Source organism: Venatoribacter cucullus (assembly GCF_016132445.1).
In the GTDB taxonomy this organism is placed as follows: Bacteria; Pseudomonadota; Gammaproteobacteria; order Pseudomonadales; family Oceanobacteraceae; genus Venatoribacter; species Venatoribacter cucullus.
On sequence record NZ_CP046056.1, the window covers coordinates 166,523 to 190,111 of the forward strand.

The 23,589-nt window shown below is 57.3% G+C and carries 23 protein-coding genes; 9 read left to right on the forward strand and 14 right to left on the reverse strand.

What is annotated here, in order from left to right; genetic code table 11:
• Window positions 1–288: 288 nt before the first annotated feature.
• The 8 genes from tatC to ubiE are packed head-to-tail and all read right to left on the reverse strand — an operon-like array spanning window position 289 to window position 5,461.
• The gene (gene tatC / locus GJQ55_RS00780) at window positions 289–1,020 is read right to left on the reverse strand and encodes a twin-arginine translocase subunit TatC (RefSeq protein WP_228345609.1); all 732 of its coding nucleotides are present in this window, start codon (window positions 1,018–1,020) and stop codon (window positions 289–291) included.
• The gene (gene tatB / locus GJQ55_RS00785; protein ID WP_228345610.1) at window positions 1,017–1,334 is read right to left on the reverse strand and encodes a Sec-independent protein translocase protein TatB; all 318 of its coding nucleotides are present in this window, start codon (window positions 1,332–1,334) and stop codon (window positions 1,017–1,019) included. Before tatB ends, tatC begins: the two co-directional genes overlap by 4 nt.
• Window positions 1,334–1,597, reverse strand: a complete 264-nt coding sequence (tatA, locus tag GJQ55_RS00790; protein WP_228345611.1) for a twin-arginine translocase TatA/TatE family subunit — start codon at window positions 1,595–1,597, stop codon at window positions 1,334–1,336. The genes tatB and tatA overlap by 1 nt, the downstream gene beginning before the upstream one ends.
• A 45-nt stretch (window positions 1,598–1,642) precedes the next feature.
• Window positions 1,643–1,975, reverse strand: coding sequence for a phosphoribosyl-ATP diphosphatase (locus GJQ55_RS00795; RefSeq protein ID WP_228345612.1), 333 nt, complete (start codon window positions 1,973–1,975; stop codon window positions 1,643–1,645).
• Window positions 1,976–2,001: 26 nt separating this feature from the next.
• Window positions 2,002–2,379, reverse strand: coding sequence for a phosphoribosyl-AMP cyclohydrolase (gene hisI / locus GJQ55_RS00800; RefSeq protein ID WP_228345613.1), 378 nt, complete (start codon window positions 2,377–2,379; stop codon window positions 2,002–2,004).
• A 37-nt stretch (window positions 2,380–2,416) separates the two neighbouring features.
• The gene (gene ubiB, locus GJQ55_RS00805) at window positions 2,417–4,069 is read right to left on the reverse strand and encodes a ubiquinone biosynthesis regulatory protein kinase UbiB (protein WP_228345614.1); all 1,653 of its coding nucleotides are present in this window, start codon (window positions 4,067–4,069) and stop codon (window positions 2,417–2,419) included.
• 7 nt (window positions 4,070–4,076) lie between these two features.
• The gene (locus GJQ55_RS00810; protein WP_228345615.1) at window positions 4,077–4,712 is read right to left on the reverse strand and encodes a ubiquinone biosynthesis accessory factor UbiJ; all 636 of its coding nucleotides are present in this window, start codon (window positions 4,710–4,712) and stop codon (window positions 4,077–4,079) included.
• Complete coding sequence (gene ubiE, locus GJQ55_RS00815; protein WP_228346734.1) at window positions 4,712–5,461, reverse strand: bifunctional demethylmenaquinone methyltransferase/2-methoxy-6-polyprenyl-1,4-benzoquinol methylase UbiE; 750 nt, start codon at window positions 5,459–5,461, stop codon at window positions 4,712–4,714. The genes GJQ55_RS00810 and ubiE overlap by 1 nt, the downstream gene beginning before the upstream one ends.
• A gap of 215 nt (window positions 5,462–5,676) precedes the next feature.
• On the opposite strand from ubiE, the gene GJQ55_RS00820 reads away from it, so the two are divergent.
• Entirely contained in the window at window positions 5,677–6,378 is a 702-nt protein-coding gene (locus tag GJQ55_RS00820) for a hypothetical protein (protein ID WP_228345616.1), read from the forward strand.
• A gap of 71 nt (window positions 6,379–6,449) precedes the next feature.
• Entirely contained in the window at window positions 6,450–6,707 is a 258-nt protein-coding gene (locus GJQ55_RS00825) for a DUF1145 domain-containing protein (RefSeq protein WP_228345617.1), read from the forward strand.
• A gap of 70 nt (window positions 6,708–6,777) precedes the next feature.
• On the opposite strand, the gene GJQ55_RS00830 is transcribed toward GJQ55_RS00825, so the two are convergent.
• From GJQ55_RS00830 to GJQ55_RS00855, 6 genes are all read right to left on the reverse strand, one after another.
• On the reverse strand, window positions 6,778–8,424 hold the full coding sequence (locus GJQ55_RS00830; protein ID WP_228345618.1) for a CocE/NonD family hydrolase: 1,647 nt from the start codon (window positions 8,422–8,424) through the stop codon (window positions 6,778–6,780).
• A gap of 119 nt (window positions 8,425–8,543) precedes the next feature.
• On the reverse strand, window positions 8,544–10,265 hold the full coding sequence (gene dauA / locus GJQ55_RS00835) for a C4-dicarboxylic acid transporter DauA (protein WP_228345619.1): 1,722 nt from the start codon (window positions 10,263–10,265) through the stop codon (window positions 8,544–8,546).
• 838 nt (window positions 10,266–11,103) lie between these two features.
• Window positions 11,104–11,367 (reverse strand): DUF167 family protein, encoded by a 264-nt coding sequence (locus tag GJQ55_RS00840; protein ID WP_228345620.1) that lies wholly within the window; start codon window positions 11,365–11,367, stop codon window positions 11,104–11,106.
• Between the two features lie 26 nt (window positions 11,368–11,393).
• Window positions 11,394–11,987, reverse strand: a complete 594-nt coding sequence (locus tag GJQ55_RS00845; RefSeq protein WP_228345621.1) for a YggT family protein — start codon at window positions 11,985–11,987, stop codon at window positions 11,394–11,396.
• 95 nt (window positions 11,988–12,082) lie between these two features.
• A complete protein-coding gene (proC, locus tag GJQ55_RS00850) occupies window positions 12,083–12,901 on the reverse strand; it encodes a pyrroline-5-carboxylate reductase (protein ID WP_228345622.1) in 819 nt (272 codons plus the stop codon).
• Window positions 12,902–12,943: 42 nt separating this feature from the next.
• Window positions 12,944–13,648, reverse strand: coding sequence for a YggS family pyridoxal phosphate-dependent enzyme (locus tag GJQ55_RS00855; protein WP_228345623.1), 705 nt, complete (start codon window positions 13,646–13,648; stop codon window positions 12,944–12,946).
• 216 nt (window positions 13,649–13,864) lie between these two features.
• Between GJQ55_RS00855 and GJQ55_RS00860 the strand changes: the two genes are divergently transcribed.
• The 7 genes from GJQ55_RS00860 to rbbA all read left to right on the forward strand — a co-directional run bounded on the left by GJQ55_RS00860 (window position 13,865) and on the right by rbbA (window position 23,587).
• Window positions 13,865–14,899: a type IV pilus twitching motility protein PilT gene (locus GJQ55_RS00860; RefSeq protein ID WP_228345624.1), complete on the forward strand. Its 1,035-nt coding sequence runs from the start codon at window positions 13,865–13,867 to the stop codon at window positions 14,897–14,899.
• A 12-nt stretch (window positions 14,900–14,911) separates the two neighbouring features.
• A complete protein-coding gene (locus tag GJQ55_RS00865) occupies window positions 14,912–16,027 on the forward strand; it encodes a PilT/PilU family type 4a pilus ATPase (RefSeq protein ID WP_228345625.1) in 1,116 nt (371 codons plus the stop codon).
• A gap of 93 nt (window positions 16,028–16,120) precedes the next feature.
• Window positions 16,121–18,397, forward strand: a complete 2,277-nt coding sequence (locus tag GJQ55_RS00870) for a bifunctional diguanylate cyclase/phosphodiesterase (RefSeq protein WP_228345626.1) — start codon at window positions 16,121–16,123, stop codon at window positions 18,395–18,397.
• Between the two features lie 68 nt (window positions 18,398–18,465).
• Window positions 18,466–19,149 (forward strand): endonuclease, encoded by a 684-nt coding sequence (locus GJQ55_RS00875; protein WP_228345627.1) that lies wholly within the window; start codon window positions 18,466–18,468, stop codon window positions 19,147–19,149.
• A gap of 50 nt (window positions 19,150–19,199) precedes the next feature.
• Complete coding sequence (locus GJQ55_RS00880; protein WP_228345628.1) at window positions 19,200–19,649, forward strand: PhnE/PtxC family ABC transporter permease; 450 nt, start codon at window positions 19,200–19,202, stop codon at window positions 19,647–19,649.
• Between the two features lie 141 nt (window positions 19,650–19,790).
• Window positions 19,791–20,858, forward strand: a complete 1,068-nt coding sequence (locus GJQ55_RS00885; RefSeq protein ID WP_228345629.1) for an HlyD family secretion protein — start codon at window positions 19,791–19,793, stop codon at window positions 20,856–20,858.
• Window positions 20,855–23,587, forward strand: coding sequence for a ribosome-associated ATPase/putative transporter RbbA (rbbA, locus tag GJQ55_RS00890; protein WP_228345630.1), 2,733 nt, complete (start codon window positions 20,855–20,857; stop codon window positions 23,585–23,587). Before GJQ55_RS00885 ends, rbbA begins: the two co-directional genes overlap by 4 nt.
• Window positions 23,588–23,589 lie beyond the last annotated feature (2 nt).

Sequence of the window (23,589 nt, forward strand, 5' to 3'; positions counted from 1 at the left end):
TCCTGTACAGCGAATGCGCATCCCGGGCATCGGCGTTGGTCGTCTCATCCCAGCCGGTAACCTCAAAACTGGCGCTGTCGGCGCCTTCCAGAACCTGTGTCGGCTCATACCCCTGACGGTGATACACAAGGTGTTGATCCTTCAGATAGCCGCGCGCTAATACCTCTATGCTGGCCGGATCGGCGACAGCATGAAAAGCAGGGGCCTGAACAGTAATAAAAACGTGGTAATAATTTGCGCGATTAACAGCATCGAAAAATCCTTTTAGCTGTCAGAGAGGTTTTGTATTCAGTCCTGTTGCACCGGTTTTTTCACCAGCCGCGCCGCCAGCACGCCGGCTTCAAACAGCAGCCACATGGGTACCGCCAGCACGGTCTGGGAAATCACATCGGGCGGGGTAACCAGCATGCCGACCACGAAGCAGCCCACAAAAATATAAGGGCGCTTTTCGGTTAATGATTCAACGCTGGTAATGCCGCTGAGGACCAATAAAAAGGTGGCGATGGGGATTTCAAAGGCAATGCCGAAAGCAAAAAAGACTTTCAGAATAAAATCCAGAATATTGCTGATATCCGGCAGGTAGGAAATGCCTTCCGGGCCTGCCGCCGTAAAAAATCCGAATGCCAATGGCAACACCAGGAAATAGGCGAAGGCGATACCGAGGTAAAACAGTGCAATACTGCTGAGCAGCAACGGGATGGCGAAGCGTTTTTCGTGCTGGTACAGGCCGGGGGAAATAAAGGCCCAGATCTGGTGCAGAATAAAGGGCACCGCCAGCAGTACCGACAGTACAAAGGTCATTTTGAACGGCACCAGAAAAGGCGCAACCACGCCGGTGGCGATCATATTGCCGGTGCTGGGTAATAAATCAGACAGCGGTTGTACCAGAATCAGGTACATATCGTTGGCGAAATAAAACAAGCTCAGAAAAATCACCAGCACCAGCAGCACCGCTTTCAGCAGGCGGTTGCGCAGCTCAATCAGATGGGCGACTAAGGGTTGGGCCTGATCAGTGCTCATAGTGGGGGTTTACCGGAATGGTTGTCCGTTGTCTCCGGCAGGGCCGGGTTCTGCTCAGCCGCACCAGCATCGGTTGGTGCCGGTGGGGCAGCTGGGGTATCGATAAAGGTGGCGTAGGGATCTTTCAGTTTTTCCCGTAATTCTTCGGTGCGCACCTGCCGTTCCAGTTCGTCCTGCATATTATTGAGCGAGCGCCGCACTTTACCCAGCAACAAGCCGGCCGTACGGGCGGCTTTGGGCAGTCGCTCCGGCCCCAGTACCAGCAGGGCCAGAATGGCGCAGACCAATAACTCAAGAAAACCGATATCGAACATCAGCGTTTATCGTGTTCCTGAGTGGTGCTTTTAAACTCGGCGTCTTTGGTGTCGCCAGACGCTTTGTCACCGGTCTGATGCTCCAGCGGTTTGGCCGGGTCGGCGGTTTTGTCGTCTTCTTTATCGCTGTTCATCGCGCCTTTGAAGCTTTTGATAGCGCCACCTAAATCACCGCCTAAATTACGGAGTTTTTTGGTGCCGAAAATCATAATGACAATGGCCAGAATAATAAGCAGTTGCCAGATACTGATACCGCTGAGCATGGTGTTTTCCTCTTATGCAAATAGGGCAGATCGCTGCCGCTGTGGTTATTCCGGCTGGCGGGAGGCTTTTTCTTCCAGCCCCGACATATTAAACCGGCGTGCCAGTTCGTTCAGCACCGCTTCCGGGCGCTCGCCCAGTTTGGCCAGTGCCACCAGGCTGTGAAACCACAGGTCAGCAGTTTCATAAATAACATCGGAATTATCACCACTGCGTTCAGCATCTTTGGCAGCAATGATCGTTTCGGTGGCTTCTTCACCGATTTTTTCCAGAATTTTGTTCAGACCCTTGTGATACAGGCTGGCGACATAGGACGAGTCGGCCGCAGCCTGTTTACGCTGTTCCAGAATGTCGCCCAGATTGGTAAGTACATTACTCATAATGTTTCCGCTGTGTCGGTTCGGTATTAATAAATGTCGTGCGGGTCTTTCAGCACCGGGTCGACCGTTACCCATTCACCATCGCGCCAGACTTTGTAGAAACAGCTTTCGCGGCCGGTATGACAGGCGATGCCACCGATCTGTTCTACCTGCAGTACGATGACATCGGCATCGCAATCCAGACGCACTTCGTGCAGATTTTGCACATGACCGGATTCTTCGCCTTTGCGCCACAATTTCTGGCGCGAGCGTGAATAATAAATGGCACGGTTTTCGGTAACCGTCAGCTCTAATGCTTCACGGTTCATCCAGGCCATCATCAGAATGCGGCCACTGCGGTAATCCTGCGCGATGGCCGGTACCAGGCCATCGCTGTCCCACTTCACGGCGTCAAGCCAACTCATAACAACCCCTTCTAATCAGTGCGGCAGAATAGCGCGCTCAGGCCCGCAGCAGCAACAGCAGGATGCCGGCGGCGGCGATGCCCACGCCGGTAAATTCCGGCACCCCCAGTGCAAAGCTCTGCCACCAGACAAATAAGCCGCTGCCGATGGTCAGCGTGCCCATGGTCTGCTGACGCTTCTGCTGTTTCTGTTGGTGCAGCTCTTCGCGCAGGGCGCGGATTTCGGCGTGCAGGCTGGCCTGGGTTTCATCCAGATGGTTCAGCCGGGTTAAGGCACCGTGTACAAGACCCGGAATCTGCGGGGCTTTTTCAATCCAGCCCGGCAACTGGCGCTTCAGTTCACGGAAGGCCGCTTTCGGGCCAAAGCGGTCGCGCATCCAGCGTTCCAGGAAGGGTTTGGCGGTGCTCCACAAATCCAGCTGCGGATACAACTGCCGGCCCAGCCCCTCGATGTTGAGCAGGGTTTTCTGCAGCAGCACCAGTTGCGGCTGCACTTCCATATTGAAACGGCGCGCGGTGCTGAACAGCTGAATCAATACCTGACCAAAGGAAATTTCGGCCAGTGGTTTCTCAAAAATCGGCTCCAGCACGGCGCGGATGGCGGCGGAAAATTCATTCACCTTGGTGGTGGCCGGCACCCAGCCGGAGTCGATGTGCAACTGCGCGACCTGATGATAATCCTGGTTAAAAAAAGCCAGCATGTTCATGGCCAGATAGGTCTGGTCTTCTTCGGTCAGGCTGCCGACGATGCCGCAGTCGATGGCGATGTATTGCGGGGTTTGCGGATGCTCGCGCGAGACGAAAATATTGCCCGGGTGCATGTCGGCGTGGAAAAAACTGTCGCGGAATACCTGGGTAAAAAAGATTTCCACCCCGCGTTCGGCCAGCAGCTTCATATTGGTGTTCTGCGCGTGCAGGGCGTCGATATCCGCCACCGGAATGCCATAAATACGCTCGCTCACCATCACTTTGGTGCGGGTGTATTCCCAGTACACGTCCGGCATGTACAGCAGTTCGGAGTCTCTGAAATTGCGTTTCAGCTGGGTGGCGTTGGACGCTTCGATGCTGAGGTTCAGCTCGCCGTAAATGGTGTGGCGGTAATCCTCGACAATTTCCATGGGCTTGAGGCGGCGGCCGTCGGCGGAATACTTCACCAGCAGACGTGCCATGGTTTCCAGCAGCTGCAGGTCGCGTTCGATGGTGTGCTCAATGCCGGGCCGCACCACTTTCACCACCACTTCTTTACCGGCGCTGCCATCGCTGTTAAACAGACGCGCTGCGTGCACCTGCGCAATGGATGCAGAAGCCAGCGGTTGCGGGGAAAACTCGGCAAACAGCTCAGCAATGCGGCGGCCCAGCTGTTCTTCAATTAACGCCATCGCCTGATCGTTGGGGAACGGCGGCACGTCGTCCTGCAGGCGCTTCAGTTCTTTAACGATATCGGCCGGCACCAGATCGGGGCGGGTGGACAGAATCTGGCCGAATTTAATAAAGATCGGGCCTAAGGCTTCCAGCGCTAACCGCAGCCGCTCACCACGCCCCAGTTTCGAGGGCACCGGGTTCAGACGCCAGGGTGCCAGCCACAGCAGAATACGCAGACTAAGCGGGAGTTGTTCCACCGGTACCAGGCTGTCGAGCCGGTAACGGGTAAACACAAACAGGATTTTCCAGAGACGCCAGAGGTTTGCCACGGGGTTGTTATTCCTTGGGCTGAGCAGGGGCCTGTTGCAGGCGGTCAAGGCGGGCCGCCAGACGGTCGGTGTCCAGCTTCAGCTGATCGACCTCATCGGCAAACTGCGCCAGCAGCGGCGCTGGGGTAACCAGCTGCGCTTCATCTTCCAGGTATTCTTTTACCGCCGTGCGGTACACCGGCGCGGTGGTCTGGCCCCAGCGCAGCAAACCACGCAGACCTTTACCCAGCCGATGTGCCAGCAGACCACCGGTGAGCGGGCTGAGCAGGGCTTCCCAGTCGATATCCAGCTGCTGGGCGATGCGGGTCAGGCCAATCGCAAATTCACTGTCACCACTCATGTCGATGGCGGAGTTAATCAGCGTGTTGGCTTTATCCTGCGCCGCGGCCAGCGCCAGAAAATCAGTCAGGCTGCCGCTGAGGGTGGCGTCGGCTTCTGCGTCATTGCGGAAACTGAGGCCGATACTGCCATCCAGAATGCGCACAAACAGCGCCTGCTGGCCGACCTGCAATGCCAGTAACCGGCCCTGCAGCGGACGCAGTTGCTGCTGTGCCGCCGGGTCGTATTGCAGCACATGATTAATGGCCAGTTCCGCAGGAATGCAGGCGGCCTGCAGCAGTTCAGCGGGCAGGTGTTGCAGCATCAGGGCTTAATGCCGCGGTGCAGCGCGACCACGCCGCTGGTCATATTGTGGTAGCTGCAACGCACCAGGCCGGCCTCTTCCATCATGCATTTCAGGGTTTCCTGATCGGGGTGCATGCGGATGGATTCGGCCAGATATTTGTACGATTCGGCATCGTTGGTGACCACTTTGCCCATAAACGGCAGCGCGGTGAACGAGTACAGATCGTAGGCTTTGCTCATCAGCGGATTGGTCGGCTTGGAGAACTCCAGCACCAGCAGACGGCCGCCCGGCTTCAGGCAGCGGGCCATGGAACGCAGCGCGGCGTCTTTGTCGGTGACGTTGCGCAGGCCAAAGGCGATGGTGATGACGTCGAAGCTGTTGTCTTCAAACGGCAGGCATTCGGCGTTGGCCTGCACGTATTCAATGTTGCCAACATAGCCCTGATCGGTCAGGCGGTCGCGGCCGACATTGAGCATGGACGAGTTGATATCGGCCAGAATCACTTTGCCCTGCGGGCCGACAATTTTGGAAAACTTGCGCGTCAGATCGCCGGTGCCGCCGGCCAGGTCCAGTACGCGGTTGCCCGGACGTACGCCCGACATATCAATGGTGATGCGCTTCCATAAACGATGCACCCCGAACGACATCAGATCATTCATAAGATCGTACTTGGCGGCTACGGAATGAAACACCTCCGCCACCTTGGCCTGTTTCTCTTCAACGGCCACGGTCTGGTAACCAAAATGCGTGGTTTTATCCCCGGACATACAGATGTTCTCCCGTGCGGATTCTGACTGGGCGCTCATTTTAGCCACCGCAGTCAGGAAAGTCTTGCGCTGCGTGCGCTTTCGTTGAGGCGCTAACTGACTGATAGGTCAGGTATCGGTTACACTGCCGCCAGCAGCCTACTTCAGGGAGTCAGCAGGTGCCGATAATAAACAGGATTCGTCAGTTTTTAATATTGTCTTTGCCGGTGGTCGCGGTGCAGGCCAGTGATCTGACCATGGCCGTTCCCGACGATGCTTATCCGCCTTATGTGGTGCATAACGAGCAGGGCGAGGCCATTCAGGGATTGTTGATTGACCCGCTGCGTGAGGCGCTGACGGCGCTGGATATGCAGCTGGAATTACAGGAACTGCCGGTATTACGTTCTACCTATATGCTGGACGCCGGAAAGCTGGATGCGCGGATGGAATCCCCGCAATGGCTGAACAATCCGGATGATTTTCTGTGGCTGGATGTTGGCGTAACGCTGGAAGACATTCTGGTTTACCGCGCTGATTTGCCCTATGTTCCGGACAGCCTGACAACTCTGGAAGGCAGCGAAATCATTACCCATCTGGGTTATATCTATCCGACCCTCGATCCGTTATTCCACAGCGGTAAACTGACCCGGCTGGATAAACATACGGAGCGCGAAATGATTGATGCACTGCTGAACGCGCCGGCGGAAAGCCCGCGTTTGCTGGTGATTGAGCGTAAGGTATGGGAGTGGTACCTGCCACAGCTCGACATTCCGCCGCATATTCGCCTGCAGGCCAGCCCGCTACTGGTGGGGTGTGCGCAGCTGCAGATTCAACTGGCCAGAACCGCCCACTTAGAGACGTTACAGCCACGCTTGCAGAGTTGGATTGATGCTCATCACCCGGCTCGCGCGCTTTCTGCCTGTACTCCGGCGTCTTAACGGCGGTGTCAGCCTCTTGGCAAGACCGTCGCTGCACGACACACTGGCGTCTTTTAAATGCCGGAGTCGTTATGCTGATCGTGCTGAATAAACTGGCCACCCTGATATTCTGGCTGCTGGCCTTACTGGTGTGGTCACAGGGGTGGGGTGGCTATCTGGGCTGGTTGCCGGTCATGGCGCTGGTGGTACTTGGGGTGCATGTACTGGAAGTGCTGTATTTCTGGGTTGCCTTCCGTAAAGACAGTCAGAATCCATTGGCCGATGCCGTGCAGATTCTGGTGTTCGGAATTTTCCACCTGCGCCGGTTTATTGAAGTGCGGGCACAATAAAACAAGTCTGAAAAAAAACCGGCCAGGTGTTTAGCCTGGCCGGTTTTTTTATGCGCGTCTTCTCATCACATCAAAGTACCGGCACGCTCAGGGTTGAGGTCAGATTGCCGCCAAAACGGAAGTCTGCAGCAAAGTAGGATTTGGCCGGCTTGGCGTACAGCAGATCCTGAGTGTCCACGACCAGCATCAGACGGTTACCCGGTTTTATGTCATACGACACCGCCACCAGATCCAGATTAACCTGCTCGGTTTTACCGGCCGTGGTGTGCGGCAGGGTAACCGGCGCATGGGTAATTAAGGTGCCGATGCCCAGCGCATTCACGTCGTACAGATAGGCCACCAGCTGCAGATTGCTGTGCTGGGGTTCCACCGCCATGCTCAGTTGCGGAATACCACGGATCTTCATCCCGCTGCTGAGGCGGCCGCTGTCAAAGGCCACCGAATGATTCCGTAACAGCAGCGTCATGGGGGCAGTGACCGGCACATCAGCCTGCTCCAGTAATTCCGCCACAATCGGCACCTGAGTGCTGGCCACGCTATCCAGCAATGAGTTGATGCGGGTTTCGGTTACCCGACGGTTCTGATACGGGCTGTCGTCCAGCTTGCCATTACTGAACAGCGAGCGCGGGTGCAGGTGCCAGGTTTGGGTACGGGCTTCCGGCAGCGGGAAATCGCTGAAGCCTTCCCAGTTGCTGGTCAGTTTGGTTTTCATCTGCACCGGTGCCTGGCCATTCATAGCACCGGTTTCACCTTTCAGGTGCTCAGCAAACCAGCGGTGCATATTGTTCAGCACCTTGGTGTTGCCACCGCCGATCATGCCGATGATTTCCGGGAAGGCATGGGTACCGGCCTGCAGATCAATATGCTTGGGTACGTCCAGCTGGCCGAACAGACGCAGTACGCTGTTGGGCTGGAACAGGTTATCGCCATAGTTCTGCGCCATATAAATGGCGGTGCCATTGGCGTTGATCTGCTCCACATAATTCAGCGGTGAACGCAGATCGGTCCAGGGGTATACCGATTCCACATCGGTGCCGGACAGTACTTTGTTCCATTGTTCTTCAATAATCGGATCGGGATTGCCCAGCAGGCCGGAGGACAGCGTCAGCAGCTCACCCCACACCAGCCGCGGGGTCTGGTCGGCGTACAAAGCATCCTGCAGGCTGCCCCAGCCACTTAATGACGCCACGGCGCGGATACGCGGATCGTGCGCCGCACCCAGCAGGCTCATGCCGGCACCATAAGAAATACCCGCGGTACCAATACGCTGCGGGTCCACCTCATAGTTGGCGATCAGGTAATCGATAACCTTGCTCAGGTCAGCCATATCCTGCGGGCCGGCGGTATCAATCAGACCACCGCTGGTGCCGAAGCCACGGGTGGAATAACTCAGCACCACGTAGCCTTCTTCGGCAAAACGCGCCGCTTCGGTCAGGTATTCATATTCGTTCAGCGCCCAGCTGTTAATAAAAATAACTGCCGGTTTCAGACCGGGTTGATTCGGGACAAAAATGTTGGCGGCTAATTCGGTGCCATCATTGGCAACCACCACAATGTCATCATCCGTGGTGTAGCGGTCAGATTTCGGGAAGACGCCGACATTGAGAATGCCAGCGACCAGAGTGAGGGCTGGTGCCAGTGCCGAGTCGGCCTGAGCCTGGGCCGTGGGCAGACAGAGCGCGCCGGCAGCGCACAGGCTGAGTAAGGTTTTTTTCATGGTGAGTCCCGCCGTTATTGTTGTTGTGGGTGGTGCTACAAGAGCCGCACCACCCTAGAACAACCTATGCGGGTAAGAAAGAGCCAGCCCGGAGGCTGGCCTGTGTTGCGGTGTGCAATTCAGCCAGCGGGTTGCAGCTGTTCCAGCGCCGCCGCCAGCGTTGGGGTAAAACTGAGCTGCTGCGGCAGCGGCTGTAAACCGGAGCGGGCAATGGTTTTCAGCGGCTGGAATTGCAGATCGGCAATAATCACTTCGGTATTGTGCTTACGGCACGCTCCTAAAAACTTCTCCAGCGCCGACAAGCCGCCGGCATCCAGCACGGGGACGGCATCCATATACAACACCAGCCCGCTGCGTTCACGCGCCAGCAACGCCAGTTCCGCAAAGACGCGATCTGCCGCGGCAAAGAATAACGGCCCATTGATTTTGAACACCGACCAGCCGGCCGGTAATTCCTGCGGCACCATTTTGCGTTGTTCGCTGATGTCGCTGACCTTGGTCAGCTCGGAAATGTCGCGCATAAACAGCAGCGCCGCCAACACGATACCGACGCCAATGGCGATCACCATATCGAACAGCACGGTCAGGCCCAGGCAGGTGCTTAACACCAGCACATCACCACGCGGGGCGGTGCGGAAGAAATGCACCACCTTGTCGGCTTCGGCGATGTTCCAGGCCACCAGTAACAGTAACGCCGCCATGGAAGCCATGGGCAGGTGCGCCAGCAACGGCGCCAGCACCAGCAAACCGGCCATCACCACCAGGCCGTGAATCATCGCGGCGATGGGGGTTTGCGCGCCGGCGCGCAGGTTAGCAGCGGAACGGGCAATGGCCGCGGTGGCGGTAATGCCGCCGAAAAACGGCACCAGCATATTGCCGATACCTTGCCCCATCAGCTCGCTGTTGGCGCTGTGGCGGGTGTTGGTCATGTTATCCAGCACCACGGCGCACAGCAGCGATTCAATGGCACCGAGCATGGCGATGGAAAAGGCCGCCGGTAACAGCAGTTGCAGCAGCGTCCAGCTCAGGCCGATCGGCTGCCCGTCGGCACCCGGCTGATTCCAGGGCCAGACAAATTCCGGCAGGATCGGCGGAATGCCGGCACCGGTAGTGCCATCTGGTAAGAGGTAGCTGAAACGGCTGCCGATGGTATCGACGGTATGGCCATCCAGCCCCAGCAACCAGGCGATGAATACACCGACCAGCAGCGCCGGAATATGTGGCGGTAAGGTGCTGAACTTTTTCCAGATCAGCAGCGCGGCAAAGGTACCACCGCCGACCAGCAGGCTGGGCCAGTGGAGGTCCGGCATGGCCAGCGCCAGCTGCTCAATCTTTTCCACATAGGTTTCCGGGTACTGCATCTGCAGGCCGAAGAAATCTTTTAATTGCAGGGTAGCAATAACGATGGCGATGCCTGAGGTAAAGCCGAGTGTTACTGACTCGGGAATGTATTCAATAAAACGCCCCAGCCGGGCGAACGCCATCAGCATCAGCACCACCCCGGACAGGAAGGTGGCAATCAGCAGGCCGCCTAAACCGAATTTTTCGGCAATGGGATACAGAATCACGACAAAGGCTGCCGTTGGCCCGGAAATGCTGTAACGGGAGCCGCCGGTAAGGGCGATGATAAAACCGGCAATCATGGCCGTGTACAAACCGTACTGCGGCGCCACGCCACTGGCGATGGCCAGCGCCATCGACAAGGGAATGGCAATAATGCCGACGGTAATACCGGCGATCAGGTCCTTGCTGAACCGTTGTGGGTTGTAAGGTGCTTCTTTGAAGGATTCGCGCAGGGCGTGGGCGATGCGCAGGGAAAACAGATGAGCGCGATGCTGCATAGTGGGCCCCTGACTGAGTGAGGGCGGCACTTTAGCACAAAAAAGTGCTTTTTTGTTGTAGTGGTTGCCAGCCTTGCAGGCTGGTCAGCCCTTCGGGCTGATATGGCCGCCGCTGGAGCGGCTGGCCCTGGCCGTCAATGCGTGACGGCTTATGCCGTATGCCAGCCTGCATGGCTGGAACGGCCGCCGCTGGCGGCCTGATGCGGGGCTCTGCCCCTGCGCCCCGGATGTGGGGATCTTATCCCCACGCCCCTGCTTTTGCGCTGTATAGCACGTGTTTCCTCATTCACCGTCATTGCCTGCGGCCACGGATCGTAAGGCGCATCGTGCGCCACGATCCTCGCCCGGTCCATCCGGGCGGGCCTGTCAATGACGGTTCATTTCGGCGTGCTATAGGCGCGGATAAAACCGCAGCGGCTACGCCGGAAAGGTTTTCTTGGGCGTGCTACGCACGTAAAGAAGCCAAAAGCCAAAAAGTTATTCCGGCCGCAGGCCACAAAAATCGCTTCAGGTTGCTGCGGTTTTTCCCGGCCCATTCGTTCCAGTCCGACGTTTGGCAAAGCCAATAGCATCGTTTGGATGACTCCAAACGAGTGGCCAGGGGCATGGATGCCCCTTGGCCGCGTATGCTCAATTGGCTTTGGTAAACAAGGAAATAGCTGGAACGCGGGCCAGAGGGGTTCGCAAGGGGATACCTCCCCTTGCACAGTCCGCGGGCGCAGCCCGCAATAGGCCAGCCGCGGTAGCGGCGGCCGTACCAGCCTGAAAGGCTGGCATACATTAGGCAGGGCCAGCGCGCAGCGGCAGCTTAAACAGCTGCCAACGGCCGGAGGCCGTATCAGCCCGCCGGGCTGACCAGCGCCTCGTCCGGCAGCTTAGCCGGAGCAGCAATCCGCACCCGCTTATGGCGGTTCAGCTCCCCGCTGATGATCTCAATATCCCGCTTGCCCACACCAAAGGCTTTGGCCAGAAACTTCACCAATTCGGTATTGGCTTTGCCTTCCACCGGCGGCGCCTGAATGCGGATTTTCAGGGCGTCGCCGTGTAAGCCGGCAAATTCACTGCGCGAGGCATTGGGTTGCAGGTGGCAGACAAGGAGCAAATCCCCGTCTGACCATTGGAAATGACTCACAGGCCAAACATCAGCCCGCGCGGTACCGCCAGCATTTGTGCCAGCGGGCCGATGACGATGATTTCCAGCACCTGAATTAACAGGAACACCACGATGGGGGATAAGTCGATGCCGCCCAGGTCGGGCATTTTGGCGCGGATCGGGCGCACGACCGGTTCGAGAATCTGGTTAATCAGAATCAGCGCCGGATTGTAGGAGTTGGGGGCAATCCAGGAGGCGATGACGGTAATGATCAGGCCCCAGAAATAGATTTTCAGCAGCAGCCCGAACAGCCCCAGCGGTGCCCACACCAGCAGGTTGGCCCAGGGGATGTCGGCGCCCATGCCGGCGACCAGCAGAATCAGCGCCATGGTGACAATCTGGATGCCGTAGGCCAGCAGCAGCGAGGCAATGTCCAGACCACCGAAACCCGGAATAACCCGGCGCAGCGGGTTCAGCAGCGGGCTGGTGAGTTTGACGATCATCTGCGAAATGGGGTTGTAAAAATCAGCGCGTACCAGCTGCAGCAGAAAGCGCAGCAGCACAATCAGTAACGCCAGACTTCCGATGGTGTTGATCAGCAATAAGCCGACATTGGCGAGGGGTGACATGGATTCTCCACAGCAGTTCAGATTGGGGCTGGCCCGTTTTGCCTGAACATAAAGGCAGAACGGGCAGATTTCCAGAGGCTCTGGGTTAAATAATGTCAGTCGGCCAGCTGGCGGCTGAGTTCAGCGGCACGATCGCTGGCGGCTTTTAATGCCGTCGCCACAATCTGGCGCAGACCGGCGTCTTCAAAACGACCAATGGCTTGTTCGGTGGTGCCCCCTGGCGAGGTGACACGGCGACGCAGCTCGGCCGGCCCTACGTCGCTGTTCAGGGCCATCTGGCCTGCACCCAGCGCGGTTTGCAGGGTCAGTTTGGTGGCGGTTTGTTCGCTTAAGCCCAGTTGTTGGCCGGCTTCGATCATGGCTTCCATGAGCAGGAAGAAATACGCCGGGCCGCTGCCGGAGACGGCGGTGACGGCGTCAATTTCGGCTTCGGTTTTCACCCATACGGTCAGGCCGACGGCGCGCAGCAGCGCGTCGGCCATATTGCGCTGGTCAATGCTCACCTCTTTGCTGCCGAACAGGCCGGTGGCGCCAAGGCTGAGCAAGGCTGGTGTATTGGGCATGCAGCGCACCACGGCCTTGCAGCCACTCCAGCTTTGCAGGCTGGCAACATTGATGCCGGCGGCGATGGAAATTAATAACGGCTGACGTTTGCTGAGGGTGGCCTGCAGCGTTTCCAGCACGGTTTTCATCACTTGCGGTTTCACCGCCATGATGACCACGTCGGCCTTGGCGATGGCCTCCTGGTTATCTTCGTGCACCTGCACGCCAAAGTCTTTTTGCAGTGCCTGGCGCTGGCCGGCGTTGGGATCGGCCACATGAATGAGGCTGGCTTTGGTGTCGCCCTGACGGATCAGGCCACCGATAATACTGGTGGCCATATTGCCACCACCGATAAATGCAATCTGGGTCATTGTTGGGTTCCTGTTGCTGCGCGCCGGTAACATCCGGTGCGGTTAATGCGGGGCGTCCGGGTAGTCCCGGGCGCCGAAAATATCGGTACCAATACGGATTTCAGTGCTGCCGCAGGCGATGGCCAGCTCCAGATCGGCCGACATGCCCATCGACAACGTATCGACGAGCGGAAATTCCTGCTGTAACTGTTCAAATAATGTCCGCATCTGGGCAAATTGGGCAGCCAGCACGGCCTGGTCGGCTTCGGCTTCGGCAATGCACATTAAGCCACGCAGTTGCAGCCGCGGCAAAGCCGCCACGGTGCGGGCGAAGTCCAGTGCCTGTTCCGGCAGTACCCCGGCTTTCTGCGCTTCACGGCTGATATTGACCTGCACCAGAATGTTCAGATCCGGCATGGTATCCGGGCGTTGCTCGCTGAGGCGACGGGCAATTTTGTCGCGGTCGACGGTTTCCACCCAGTGAAAATGCCCGGCCACCAGGCGCGATTTATTGGATTGCAGCGGGCCGATAAAATGCCATTCAATATCGCTCAGATGCGCCAGCGCAGTAATTTTTTCCAGACCGTCCTGTACATAATTTTCACCAAAAGCGCGCTGGCCCAGCCGGTAGACGGCCTCTACCTGAGCGGCGGGTTTGGTTTTACTGACGGCCAGCAGGCGTACACTGGCGGGGTCGCGCTGATGGTTGCGGCAGGCTTGTTGCAATCGTTGCTGCACAGCCTGATAGTTCTGTTCAGTGCTTGGCATGGCTAAGGTCTGGCTCTGCTGTATAAACGTCGTTGCTTGTCGTTCATCGGCTCTACTAATATCTGGGGCGTAGCGCCCGGTGTGATCTGACTTTGACCGGTTTCAACAAATACCGCCGGCGATGCTGATAGTATAGAAGCCTGTTACTGACTGCACCCCGTCCGCGCTGATCGCGGCCGATACTGAATAAAAACCTCTGGTCCATAAGGAGTGGCTATGGATATTACCGAACTGCTGGCGTTCAGTGCCAAACAAGGCGCATCCGACCTGCATCTGTCCGCGGGCTTACCGCCGATGATCCGGGTCGACGGCGATGTACGCCGTATCAACCTGCCGGCACTGGGGCATAAAGAAGTTCATAGCCTGGTGTACGACATTATGAACGACAAGCAGCGTAAGGATTTTGAAGAATTCCTGGAAACTGACTTCTCGTTTGAAGTGCCGGGGGTGGCGCGTTTCCGGGTCAACGCCTTTAACCACAACCGCGGTGCCGGGGCGGTATTCCGGACCATTCCGTCCAAAGTGCTGACCATGGACCAGCTCGGCATGGGCCAGGTGTTTAAAGATCTGGCCCGTATTCCGCGCGGTATTGTGCTGGTGACCGGGCCGACCGGTTCGGGTAAATCCACCACCCTCGCGGCGATGATCGACTATATCAACGAAAATAAGTACGACCATATTCTGACCGTGGAAGACCCGATCGAATTCGTACACGAATCGAAAAAATCCCTGGTCAACCAGCGGGAAGTTCACCGTGACACCTTAGGTTTTAACGAAGCTCTGCGCTCGGCGCTGCGTGAAGACCCGGATGTGATTCTGGTGGGTGAGCTGCGGGACCTGGAAACCATTCGTCTGGCCCTGACCGCCGCGGAAACCGGCCACATTGTGTTTGGTACGCTGCACACCAGTTCGGCGGCCAAAACCATCGACCGTATCGTCGACGTTTTCCCGGCGGAAGAAAAATCCATGGTGCGTTCCATGCTGTCGGAATCGTTGCAGGGGGTTATTTCCCAGACCCTGCTGAAGAAAAACGGCGGTGGCCGGGTGGCGGCCCACGAAATTATGGTGGGAACGCCGGCCATCCGTAACCTGATCCGCGAAGACAAAATTGCGCAGATGTATTCGGCTATTCAGACCGGTTCTGCGTACGGTATGCAGACCATGGATCAATGTCTGCAGAATCTGATGAATAAGGGGCTGATCACCCGCGAAGTGGCACGTGAAAAGGCCAAAATTCCGGATAACTTCTGAGGCTGAACCGGCATGGCAATTGATAAGTTTCTGCGTCTGATGGTGGAAAAGGGCGCCTCCGATATGTTCATTACTACCGGTGTGGCACCGTCGATGAAGGTGAACGGTAAGATTATGCCGCTGACCAAAAATGCGCTGTCGCCCGAGCAGGTGCGGGAGGTGGTGTTCGGTTTAATGAACAGCAAACAGCAGGATGAGTTTGAAGAAAAAAAGGAACTCAACTTCGCCATTAACGCCTCCGGTATCGGCCGTTTCCGCGCCAGTGCGTTTTATCAGCGCAACACCTGCGGCATGGTGCTGCGGCGCATTGAAACCCGCATTCCCGGCATTGATCAGCTTGGCCTGCCTGATGTTATTAAAGAAATTTCCATGGCCAAGCGCGGCCTGATTCTGTTTGTGGGGGGTACCGGTACCGGTAAATCCACCTCGCTGGCGGCCATGATCGGCCACCGCAATAAAAACAGTAAGGGCCATATTTTAAGCATCGAAGATCCGATTGAATTTATTCACTCGCACGATGGCTGCATTGTCACCCAGCGCGAAGTGGGGCTGGACACCGAAAGCTTCGATGTGGCACTGAAAAACTGCCTGCGTCAGGCGCCGGATGTGATCATGATCGGTGAGGTGCGGACCCAGGAAACCATGGAGCAGGCCATTACCTTTGCGGAAACCGGCCACCTCTGTCTGGCCACCCTGCACGCCAACAACGCCAACCAGGCGCTGGAGCGGGTGATCCACTTTTTCCCGCCGGAGCGACACAACCAGATCTGGATGGATCTGTCGCTGAACCTGCGGGCCATTGTGGCGCAGCAGCTAATTCCGACCCCGGATGGCCGTTCGCGCCGCGCGGTGGTAGAAGTGTTGCTGAATACACCGCTGGTGGCTGACCTGATCCGTAAGGGTGAAGTGCACGAACTGAAACCTTTGATGGCGAAATCCAGTGAGCTGGGTATGCAAACCTTCGACCAGGCCCTGTATGCCCTGTACGAGCAGGGTGAAATCACTTACGAAGATGCCATCGCCCACGCCGATTCACCCAACGATCTGCGCCTGATGATCAAACTCGGTTCGGAAACCGACTCGGACCATCTGGACGGCGCCACCCGCAATCTGCGCCTGCAGGATTGATATTGGCCATAAACGGGCCAACTGGCCCGTTTATGGCTTAGCGTATCCAGTCACCTTCAGCTACAGTATCGGGGTTTTCATCCGGTCATCTCTATGAAGGTTCTGCGCAAAAATCTCTGGACGTTGTTTCTGCTGTTCGTGCTGGCCAGCACCTTTATGTTTGCCGCCGTTCTGTGGCAGCGGGCGGACAGTATTTATCAGAGTTACGATGAGCGTCAGAGCAATCTGGTGGTGCTGGTCAACAATGCCCTGCATTCCTTATTTGTCAGTCAGGGCATGCTGCTGGATCTGCTTGGCCAGCAATTATTGCAGGACGGCAGCCTGATCGACCGGGTGCATTCGGTACCGATTCTGGATGCCATGCTGAGCGTCAGCGATGGCATCGTGCTGTTTGCGCTCAGCAAACCCGACGGCACCATGATTGCCGTATCCTCCAACCTGTTGCAAAGTGCCGGGCTGCCCAACCTGCAGGACGGTGAAGCCACCGGCGACAGCTTCCGCTACGCTCTGGAAACTGACAAGCTGGTGCTGGGCCGCACCTACTATCTGCCCACCCTGAAAGAATGGATTATTCCGGTACGCAAGCGCATTACCGACCATAACGGCAAGGTCGTTGGTGTGATGTCAGCGGGTTTGCGGCTGGGTAAAGCCTCGCATTTTTTTAATCAGGATATTCACGGTGGCATTCACCATGATGTATTGCTGCTGCGCGACCGTGATTATTACCTGCAGTATTTATCCTCCGAATGGATGGATCAGAATATCGCCTTTAATCGTCCGGTGGCGGCCTCATTATTGCACCAGGTATTACGGGACAGCGGCTTAACGCTGGAACAGGCCAAAAGCTCGGCCAGTCCGGTGCAATATCTGAATGTGGTGAATCGTCGTCAGGCCCGCACCCGGGGGTTTGCGCTGTATAACCCGGAATATGAACTATGGGTGCTGTCCGAAATAGAACAGGGTTTCCTGCACAAGCAATGGCTGGCCATCGGCATTTTTTATCTGCCGATTTTATTGGTTATTCAGTTTCTGGCGTTCCTGAGTTTTTACCATATTCACCGCACCGAAATTGCCCGCCATAAAGAACTGATGTTTCAGGCCACCCATGACCAGCTGACCCGCCTGCCCAATCGTTATTATCTGGCCGAGCAGTTGCAGGGCTGGTTTGCCGGTCAGCAGCGTTTCGCCATGCTGTTTGTGGATATGGATAACTTTAAAGGCGTGAACGACGGGTTTGGCCATGAATGCGGCGACCGTGTGTTGCAGGAAATTACTGCCCGTCTGCAGCAGGTGGTGAGCCGGCAGGATCTGCTGGCGCGTCTCGGCGGGGATGAGTTTGTGGTGCTGACCCGCAACGCCGATACCGACAGTCTGCTGGCGCTGGCGCGGCGGTTAATCAGCATTGCCGATACTGACTTTCAGGTCGGACATTTCAGTTTCAGTCTGGGCGTCAGTGTCGGTGCGGCCTGTTATCCGGAGCATGGTACCGACTTCAACAGCCTGATGCAGGCCGCCGATATCGCCATGTATGAAGCCAAAAAACACCGCAACAGTGTGCGGATTTTTGTGCCCGCCATGCAGCACGACTACCTCAGCAAAATACAGATTGAACAGCGTTTACGTAACGCCATGAATAACCATGAGCTGTATATGATGTATCAGCCCAAGGTGGATATTAACGGTACTCTTAAAGGTGTTGAGGCGCTGGTGCGCTGGGAAAATGCTGAGCTGGGTTTTGTTCCGCCGGATCAGTTTATTGCCGTGGCCGAAGCGGCCGGCCTGATGCCGGAATTAGGCCAGTTTATTTTGTACACCGTGCTGCAGGATATGGTGCAGCTGCAGCAGACTCTGCAGGTGGAATTCCCGGTAGCGATTAATATCTCTGTTAAGCAAATTTTGCGTGAACACTTTGTCCGCGATGTGCTGCACAGCATTGATGCAGCGGGTATGGCACGGAATCAGGTGATTCTGGAAATTACCGAAAACGTCTTTATTGACGATATGGATCTGGTGGTGGATCTGCTGCATGCCCTGCACGTGGCCGGGGTGAGTCTGTCGATGGATGATTTCGGTACCGGTTACTCCTCCCTCAGTGCCTTGCGCCGGCTGCCGGTGGATGAGCTGAAGATCGACAAGAGTTTTATCGACAATATCCTCAGCGAAGAGGATGCGCGCAAAATGGTGCAGAGCATTATTACCATCGGCGGCAACTATGGCATGAGTCTGGTGGCGGAAGGGGTGGAGACGGCCGAGCAGGCGGCGCTGTTGCACGCATACGGCTGTGAATGTTTTCAGGGCTATCACTTTGCCAGACCCATGCGGCTGGCGGATCTGCAGGCATTTATTCAGGCAGCTGCCGTAGCCGGTTAAGTCGCTGGTATTGGGCCGGCTCAGCCAATCTGCTACATTGCCGGGTTTTTCTGACCCCGGATCTCACCATGATTGTGCGCTGGTTGTGTGGTTGTCTCGCACTGTTTTCCCTGTTGGTTCAGGCCCAGACCGGGCCGGCTAATTTCAACGAAGCCAAACGGCTGGCAGTTAAGATTTATGCCGGCCATCCCTATACTTTTTATTGTGATTGCGCCTTCAGCGGCAAGCAGATTGATGCCCGCAGTTGTGGCTACGCACCGCGCAAAAACGCTAAGCGCGGCGCACGGCTGGAGTGGGAGCATGTGGTACCGGCCTGGGAATTTGGCCATCAGCGCCAGTGCTGGCAGAACGGTGGACGCAAACACTGCGTGAAAACCGATGCTACCTTCCGGCGTATGGAGGCCGACCTGCACAATCTGGTGCCGGCGGTGGGCGAGCTGAACGGTGACCGTTCCAACTATCGCTTTGGCATGCTCGAGGGTGAGCCGCGCGTGTACGGTCAGTGTGATTTTGAAGTGGACTTCAAATTGCGGCGTGCCGAGCCTAAAGATGATCGTCGCGGCGATGTAGCGCGTATCTATTTTTATATGCGCGATCAGTACGGTCTGGCCATCAGCCGTCAACAAAACCAGCTCTTTACCGCCTGGAGCAAACTCGATCCGCCGGATGCCTGGGAATGCGAGCGTAACCGTCGCATTGCCTTGCTGCAGGGGCGCGGCAACCCGCATGTGCAGGCTTGCCCGGCCCCCTGAGTGGTTTGTTACTTTATGGCTGGCGCCCGGCCGGGCGGCTGGCGCTGCTGATGATGCGCTCAACCCCGGAGCTGATGATCGCTTTTGTGTTGCTGTTGTTGTTTGGCCCCTCGGGCTTACCGGCGGTGCTGGCGCTGGCGATTCATAACGGCGGCTTAATCGGATTTTTATTGGCCAATGCCAGCGAGCAACAGGCGCAGCGGCCGGATGATCCGCGTGGCATGGCGGGGTATCTGTACCTGCATACGCCACGGTTATACCCGGCTTTTCTGGCGTTTTTGTTTTACCGCTGGGAAGTGATTCTGCGCGAGAGTGCCATTATGGGCGTGCTGGGCATTGCCACCTTGGGCTTTTTTGTCGATTCCGCCTTTGAAGAAATACGTTACGACAAAGCGCTGTTTTTAATTGCGGTGGCGGCGCTGCTGAACATTGCGCTGGATTCGCTGGCGCGGCGGTTACGGCGCTGGGCCGGGGTCGAAAAAGCCGCAGGTTTGTCCTGAACAACAGACCGATGCTGTGACAGGAATAATACGGATCAATAAAAGCAGTCTTTCCGGTTGCGGCCGCGCTGCCAAGCCAGTAGAAACATCATCATTCACAGACCGGCGAGCATCGGATTGCTGCGCATCACAGGAAGGCTTATGAACATGCACAATATCACCCGCTTTTTATTACCCGTGGCCATCGTTGCCCTGCTTGGGATGGCGGCCTATTACAGCCTGGAGAATGGTGCTGCAGAGGTTGGTGTGTTCAGCAGCAACGGCCGCATTGAAGCCACCGACATTGCCATTGCCGCGCGCATCGGTGGCCGGGTGCAGGAATTGCTGGTGAACGAAGGCGATTTTGTCGAGGCCGGGCAGGTGGTGGGCCGTATCGACAGTGAATCGCTGCGGGCACAGTTATTACAGGCGCAGGCGCAGCAAAATCAGGCCGTCAGTGCGGTGTTGGCGGCGCAGAGTGCGGTGCAACAGGCACGCAGCCAGGAACAGGCGCAGGCCGCAGCGGTACGGCTGCGCGAAGCCGAATTAAACGCCGCGCGTAAGCGGGCCAAACGTACCGGTACGCTGGTGCGCGAAGGGGCGGTATCCGAACAGCTGGCTGAAGATAACGACACTATGGTCGCCAGTGCCGAAGCCGCGCTCGGGGCTGCCAAGGCACAGCTGAGTGCCGCCGCCGCTGCCATTCGCACCGCCGAAGCGCAGGTGGCTGCTGCTGAAGCCGCCCAGGCCGCGGCCGCCGCAACGGTGGTGCGGGTGGAAGCCGATGTGGCCGATACCGTGCTGGTGGCCCCGCGCGCCGGGCGAATTCAGTACCGGGTGGCGGAAACCGGCGAAATTGTCGGTTCCGGCAGCCGCATTCTGAGCCTGATTGACCTGACCGATGTGTATATGACCTTCTTCCTGCCGTCGGCGCTGGTCGGTCGTTTAACTCTGGGCGATGAAGTGCGGCTGGTGCTGGATGCGGTGCCGCAGGTGAGTATTCCGGCGCAGATTTCCTATGTGGCCGATGTCGCCCAGTTCACTCCGAAAACCGTGGAAACCGCCAGCGAGCGCGAGAAGCTGATGTTCCGGGTAAAAGCGCGCATTAATCCGGAACTACTGCAAAAACACATTACCCAGGTAAAAACCGGTTTGCCGGGTATGGCCTGGCTGCGGCTGGATAAACAACAGCCCTGGCCGGACAGCCTGCCGCCGCTGGTTAACCCATGAACCCTGTGGTGCAGGGGCAGGGCCTGACCCTGCAATATGGTAAAACCCATGCCTTGCGCAAGGTCGACCTGAGCATTCCGGCCGGTTGCATGGTGGGGCTGATCGGCCCCGATGGCGTGGGTAAATCCAGCCTGCTGGCGTTAGTTTCCGGCGCCCGCCGGCTGCAGCAGGGCGAGCTGCAGGTACTCGGTGGTGATATGCGCAGCCAGCGCCACCGCCGCCGGGTATGCCCGGATATCGCCTATATGCCGCAGGGGCTGGGGCGTAACCTCTACCCGACCTTATCGGTGGAAGAAAACCTGCAGTTTTTTGCCCGCCTGTTTGGCCATAATCAGGCCGAGCGTCGCCGCCGTATTGATGAACTCACGGCCATTACCGGCCTGAAGCCTTTTTTACAGCGCCCGGCGGGCAAATTATCCGGTGGTATGAAACAAAAGCTGGGCCTGTGTTGTGCATTAATTCACGACCCGCTGCTGTTGATTCTGGACGAGCCCACTACCGGCGTAGACCCGCTGTCGCGCAGCCAGTTCTGGCAATTAATTAATACCATCCGCGCTCAGCGCCCGCAGATGAGCGTCCTGGTGGCCACCGCTTATATGGACGAAGCGGCGCGCTTTGATCATCTGCTGGCCATGAATAATGGCAGCGTGCTGGCCACCGGTTCGCCGGTGGAATTGCTGCAGCGTACCGGTGCCGGCACCCTGGAAAATGCCTTTATTGCGTTGTTGCCGGAACAGCAGCGGCAGAGTTATCAGCCGGTGACTATTCCGCCGCTGGTGCTGGATAAACAGGCGGGTTTTGCCATTGAAGCGCACCATCTGACCATGAAATTCGGCGATTTTACCGCCGTGGATAACGTCAGTTTTCAGATTCGTCGTGGCGAAATATTTGGCTTTTTAGGCTCCAACGGTTGTGGCAAATCCACCACCATGAAAATGCTCACCGGCCTGCTGCCCGCCAGTGCCGGCCGCGCGGAATTATTCGGCCATCCGCTCGACCCGCAGGATATCGCCACGCGCAAGCGGGTGGGTTATATGTCGCAGGCATTTTCCCTGTATGGCGAACTAACCGTGCGCCAGAATCTGGAATTGCACGCGCGCTTATTTCATGTGCCTGCCGCTGATATTCCGGCGCGGGTGCAGGAAATGAGCGACCGCTTCGGGCTGCAGGAGGTACTGGAAGAATTACCCGAACGCCTGCCGCTGGGTATCCGCCAGCGCTTATCACTGGCGGTGGCGATGGTGCATAAACCGGAATTATTAATTCTGGATGAACCGACGTCCGGCGTAGACCCGGTGGCGCGTGATAATTTCTGGCGTCTGATGATTGATCTGGCCCGCCACGATGGCGTTACCATTTTTATTTCCACCCACTTTATGAACGAAGCCGCGCGCTGCGACCGCATTTCGCTGATGCACGCCGGCAAGGTGTTATTAACCGATACCCCGGCCGCCATTGTTGAACAACGCGGTGGTGACACGCTGGAGCAGGCTTTTATTGACGTGTTAATCGATGCCGGTGCCGGTGATCGCCAGTCGACGCTCAGCCAGCCTTCGGCCGGTACCGCCACGACCAGCCAGGCAAAGGCGGTGCGTTCCCCCTCGTTCAGCCTGGGGCGGTTATTCAGCTATGCCTGGCGTGAAGCACTGGAGCTGGTGCGTGACCCGCTGCGGCTGGCGTTATCGATGGTGGGTACGCTGGTGCTGATGCTGTTTGTGGGTTACGGCATTACGCTGGATGTGGAAGACCTGAATTTTGCCGTACTGGATAACGACCAGACGGTGATGAGCCGCGACTATGTGCAGAATTTATCCGGCTCGCGGTATTTTAACGAGCAGCCGCCGCTGACCAGTTACGCCGAACTCGACCGCCGTATGCGCAGCGGTGAACTGGCGCTGGCGCTGGAAATCCCCGCCGGTTTTGCCCGCCGGGCCGAGCGCGGTGAGGCGGTACAGATCGGCGCCTGGATTGACGGTGCCATGCCCACCCGCGCAGAAACCGTCAGTGGTTATGTGCAGGGTATGCACCTGCACTGGCTGGGCGTGCAGGCGCGCGCCGCCGGGCTGGAAGCGGCCATGACCAGCCCCATCCGTATTGAAACCCGCTACCGCTACAACCCGGACGTAAAAAGCATGGTGGCGATGGTGCCGGCGCTTATTCCGCTGCTGCTATTAATGATTCCGGCCCTGCTTACCACCTTATCGGTGGTGCGGGAAAAAGAGCTGGGTTCCATTACCAATCTGTACGTTACGCCGGTCAGCCGCAGCGAATTTTTACTGGGCAAACAATTGCCCTATATCGGCCTCGGTATTCTTAATTTTTTCCTGCTGGTGGCCATGGCGTTGTGGCTGTTTAAGGTACCAATGACCGGCAGCTTTCTGACCCTGCTGTTCAGTGCGGTGCTGTTTATTATGTTTGCCACCGGGTTTGGCTTGCTGGCCTCGGTATTCACCAACAGCCAGATCGCTGCCATGCTGATTTCCATGCTCGGCACCATGCTGCCGGCGGTGCAGTTTGCCGGCATGATTACGCCGGTATCGGCGCTCGAAGGCATAGGGCGCGTGATTGGTGAAATTCACCCGGTCAGTCATTTTCTGCAGATTAACCGCGGCATTTTCAATAAAGCCCTGAGCTTTGCCGATGTGCAGCACGAGATACTGGCCATGGCGCTGGCGGTGCCGGTGATTCTGGCGCTGGGCATTGTGCTGCTGAAAAAGCAGGAGGCCTGAGC

Bases quoted from the DNA above. Each gene is read 5' to 3' on its own strand.
- GJQ55_RS00870 (WP_228345626.1), top strand. From the start codon at position 16,121: ATGAAGGTTCTGCGCAAAAATCTCTGGACGTTGTTTCTGCTGTTCGTG.
- rbbA (WP_228345630.1), top strand. From the start codon at position 20,855: ATGAACCCTGTGGTGCAGGGGCAGGGCCTGACCCTGCAATATGGTAAA.
- GJQ55_RS00830 (WP_228345618.1), bottom strand. From the start codon at position 8,424: ATGAAAAAAACCTTACTCAGCCTGTGCGCTGCCGGCGCGCTCTGTCTG.
- GJQ55_RS00875 (WP_228345627.1), top strand. From the start codon at position 18,466: ATGATTGTGCGCTGGTTGTGTGGTTGTCTCGCACTGTTTTCCCTGTTG.
- hisI (WP_228345613.1), bottom strand. From the start codon at position 2,379: ATGAGTTGGCTTGACGCCGTGAAGTGGGACAGCGATGGCCTGGTACCG.
- tatC (WP_228345609.1), bottom strand. From the start codon at position 1,020: ATGAGCACTGATCAGGCCCAACCCTTAGTCGCCCATCTGATTGAGCTG.
- tatB (WP_228345610.1), bottom strand. From the start codon at position 1,334: ATGTTCGATATCGGTTTTCTTGAGTTATTGGTCTGCGCCATTCTGGCC.
- GJQ55_RS00810 (WP_228345615.1), bottom strand. From the start codon at position 4,712: ATGCTGCAACACCTGCCCGCTGAACTGCTGCAGGCCGCCTGCATTCCT.
- GJQ55_RS00865 (WP_228345625.1), top strand. From the start codon at position 14,912: ATGGCAATTGATAAGTTTCTGCGTCTGATGGTGGAAAAGGGCGCCTCC.
- GJQ55_RS00880 (WP_228345628.1), top strand. From the start codon at position 19,200: ATGATGCGCTCAACCCCGGAGCTGATGATCGCTTTTGTGTTGCTGTTG.
- proC (WP_228345622.1), bottom strand. From the start codon at position 12,901: ATGACCCAGATTGCATTTATCGGTGGTGGCAATATGGCCACCAGTATT.
- GJQ55_RS00860 (WP_228345624.1), top strand. From the start codon at position 13,865: ATGGATATTACCGAACTGCTGGCGTTCAGTGCCAAACAAGGCGCATCC.
- GJQ55_RS00885 (WP_228345629.1), top strand. From the start codon at position 19,791: ATGAACATGCACAATATCACCCGCTTTTTATTACCCGTGGCCATCGTT.
- dauA (WP_228345619.1), bottom strand. From the start codon at position 10,265: ATGCAGCATCGCGCTCATCTGTTTTCCCTGCGCATCGCCCACGCCCTG.
- tatA (WP_228345611.1), bottom strand. From the start codon at position 1,597: ATGCTCAGCGGTATCAGTATCTGGCAACTGCTTATTATTCTGGCCATT.
- GJQ55_RS00855 (WP_228345623.1), bottom strand. From the start codon at position 13,648: ATGCCAAGCACTGAACAGAACTATCAGGCTGTGCAGCAACGATTGCAA.
- ubiE (WP_228346734.1), bottom strand. From the start codon at position 5,461: ATGTCCGGGGATAAAACCACGCATTTTGGTTACCAGACCGTGGCCGTT.
- GJQ55_RS00795 (WP_228345612.1), bottom strand. From the start codon at position 1,975: ATGAGTAATGTACTTACCAATCTGGGCGACATTCTGGAACAGCGTAAA.
- GJQ55_RS00845 (WP_228345621.1), bottom strand. From the start codon at position 11,987: ATGTCACCCCTCGCCAATGTCGGCTTATTGCTGATCAACACCATCGGA.
- GJQ55_RS00825 (WP_228345617.1), top strand. From the start codon at position 6,450: ATGCTGATCGTGCTGAATAAACTGGCCACCCTGATATTCTGGCTGCTG.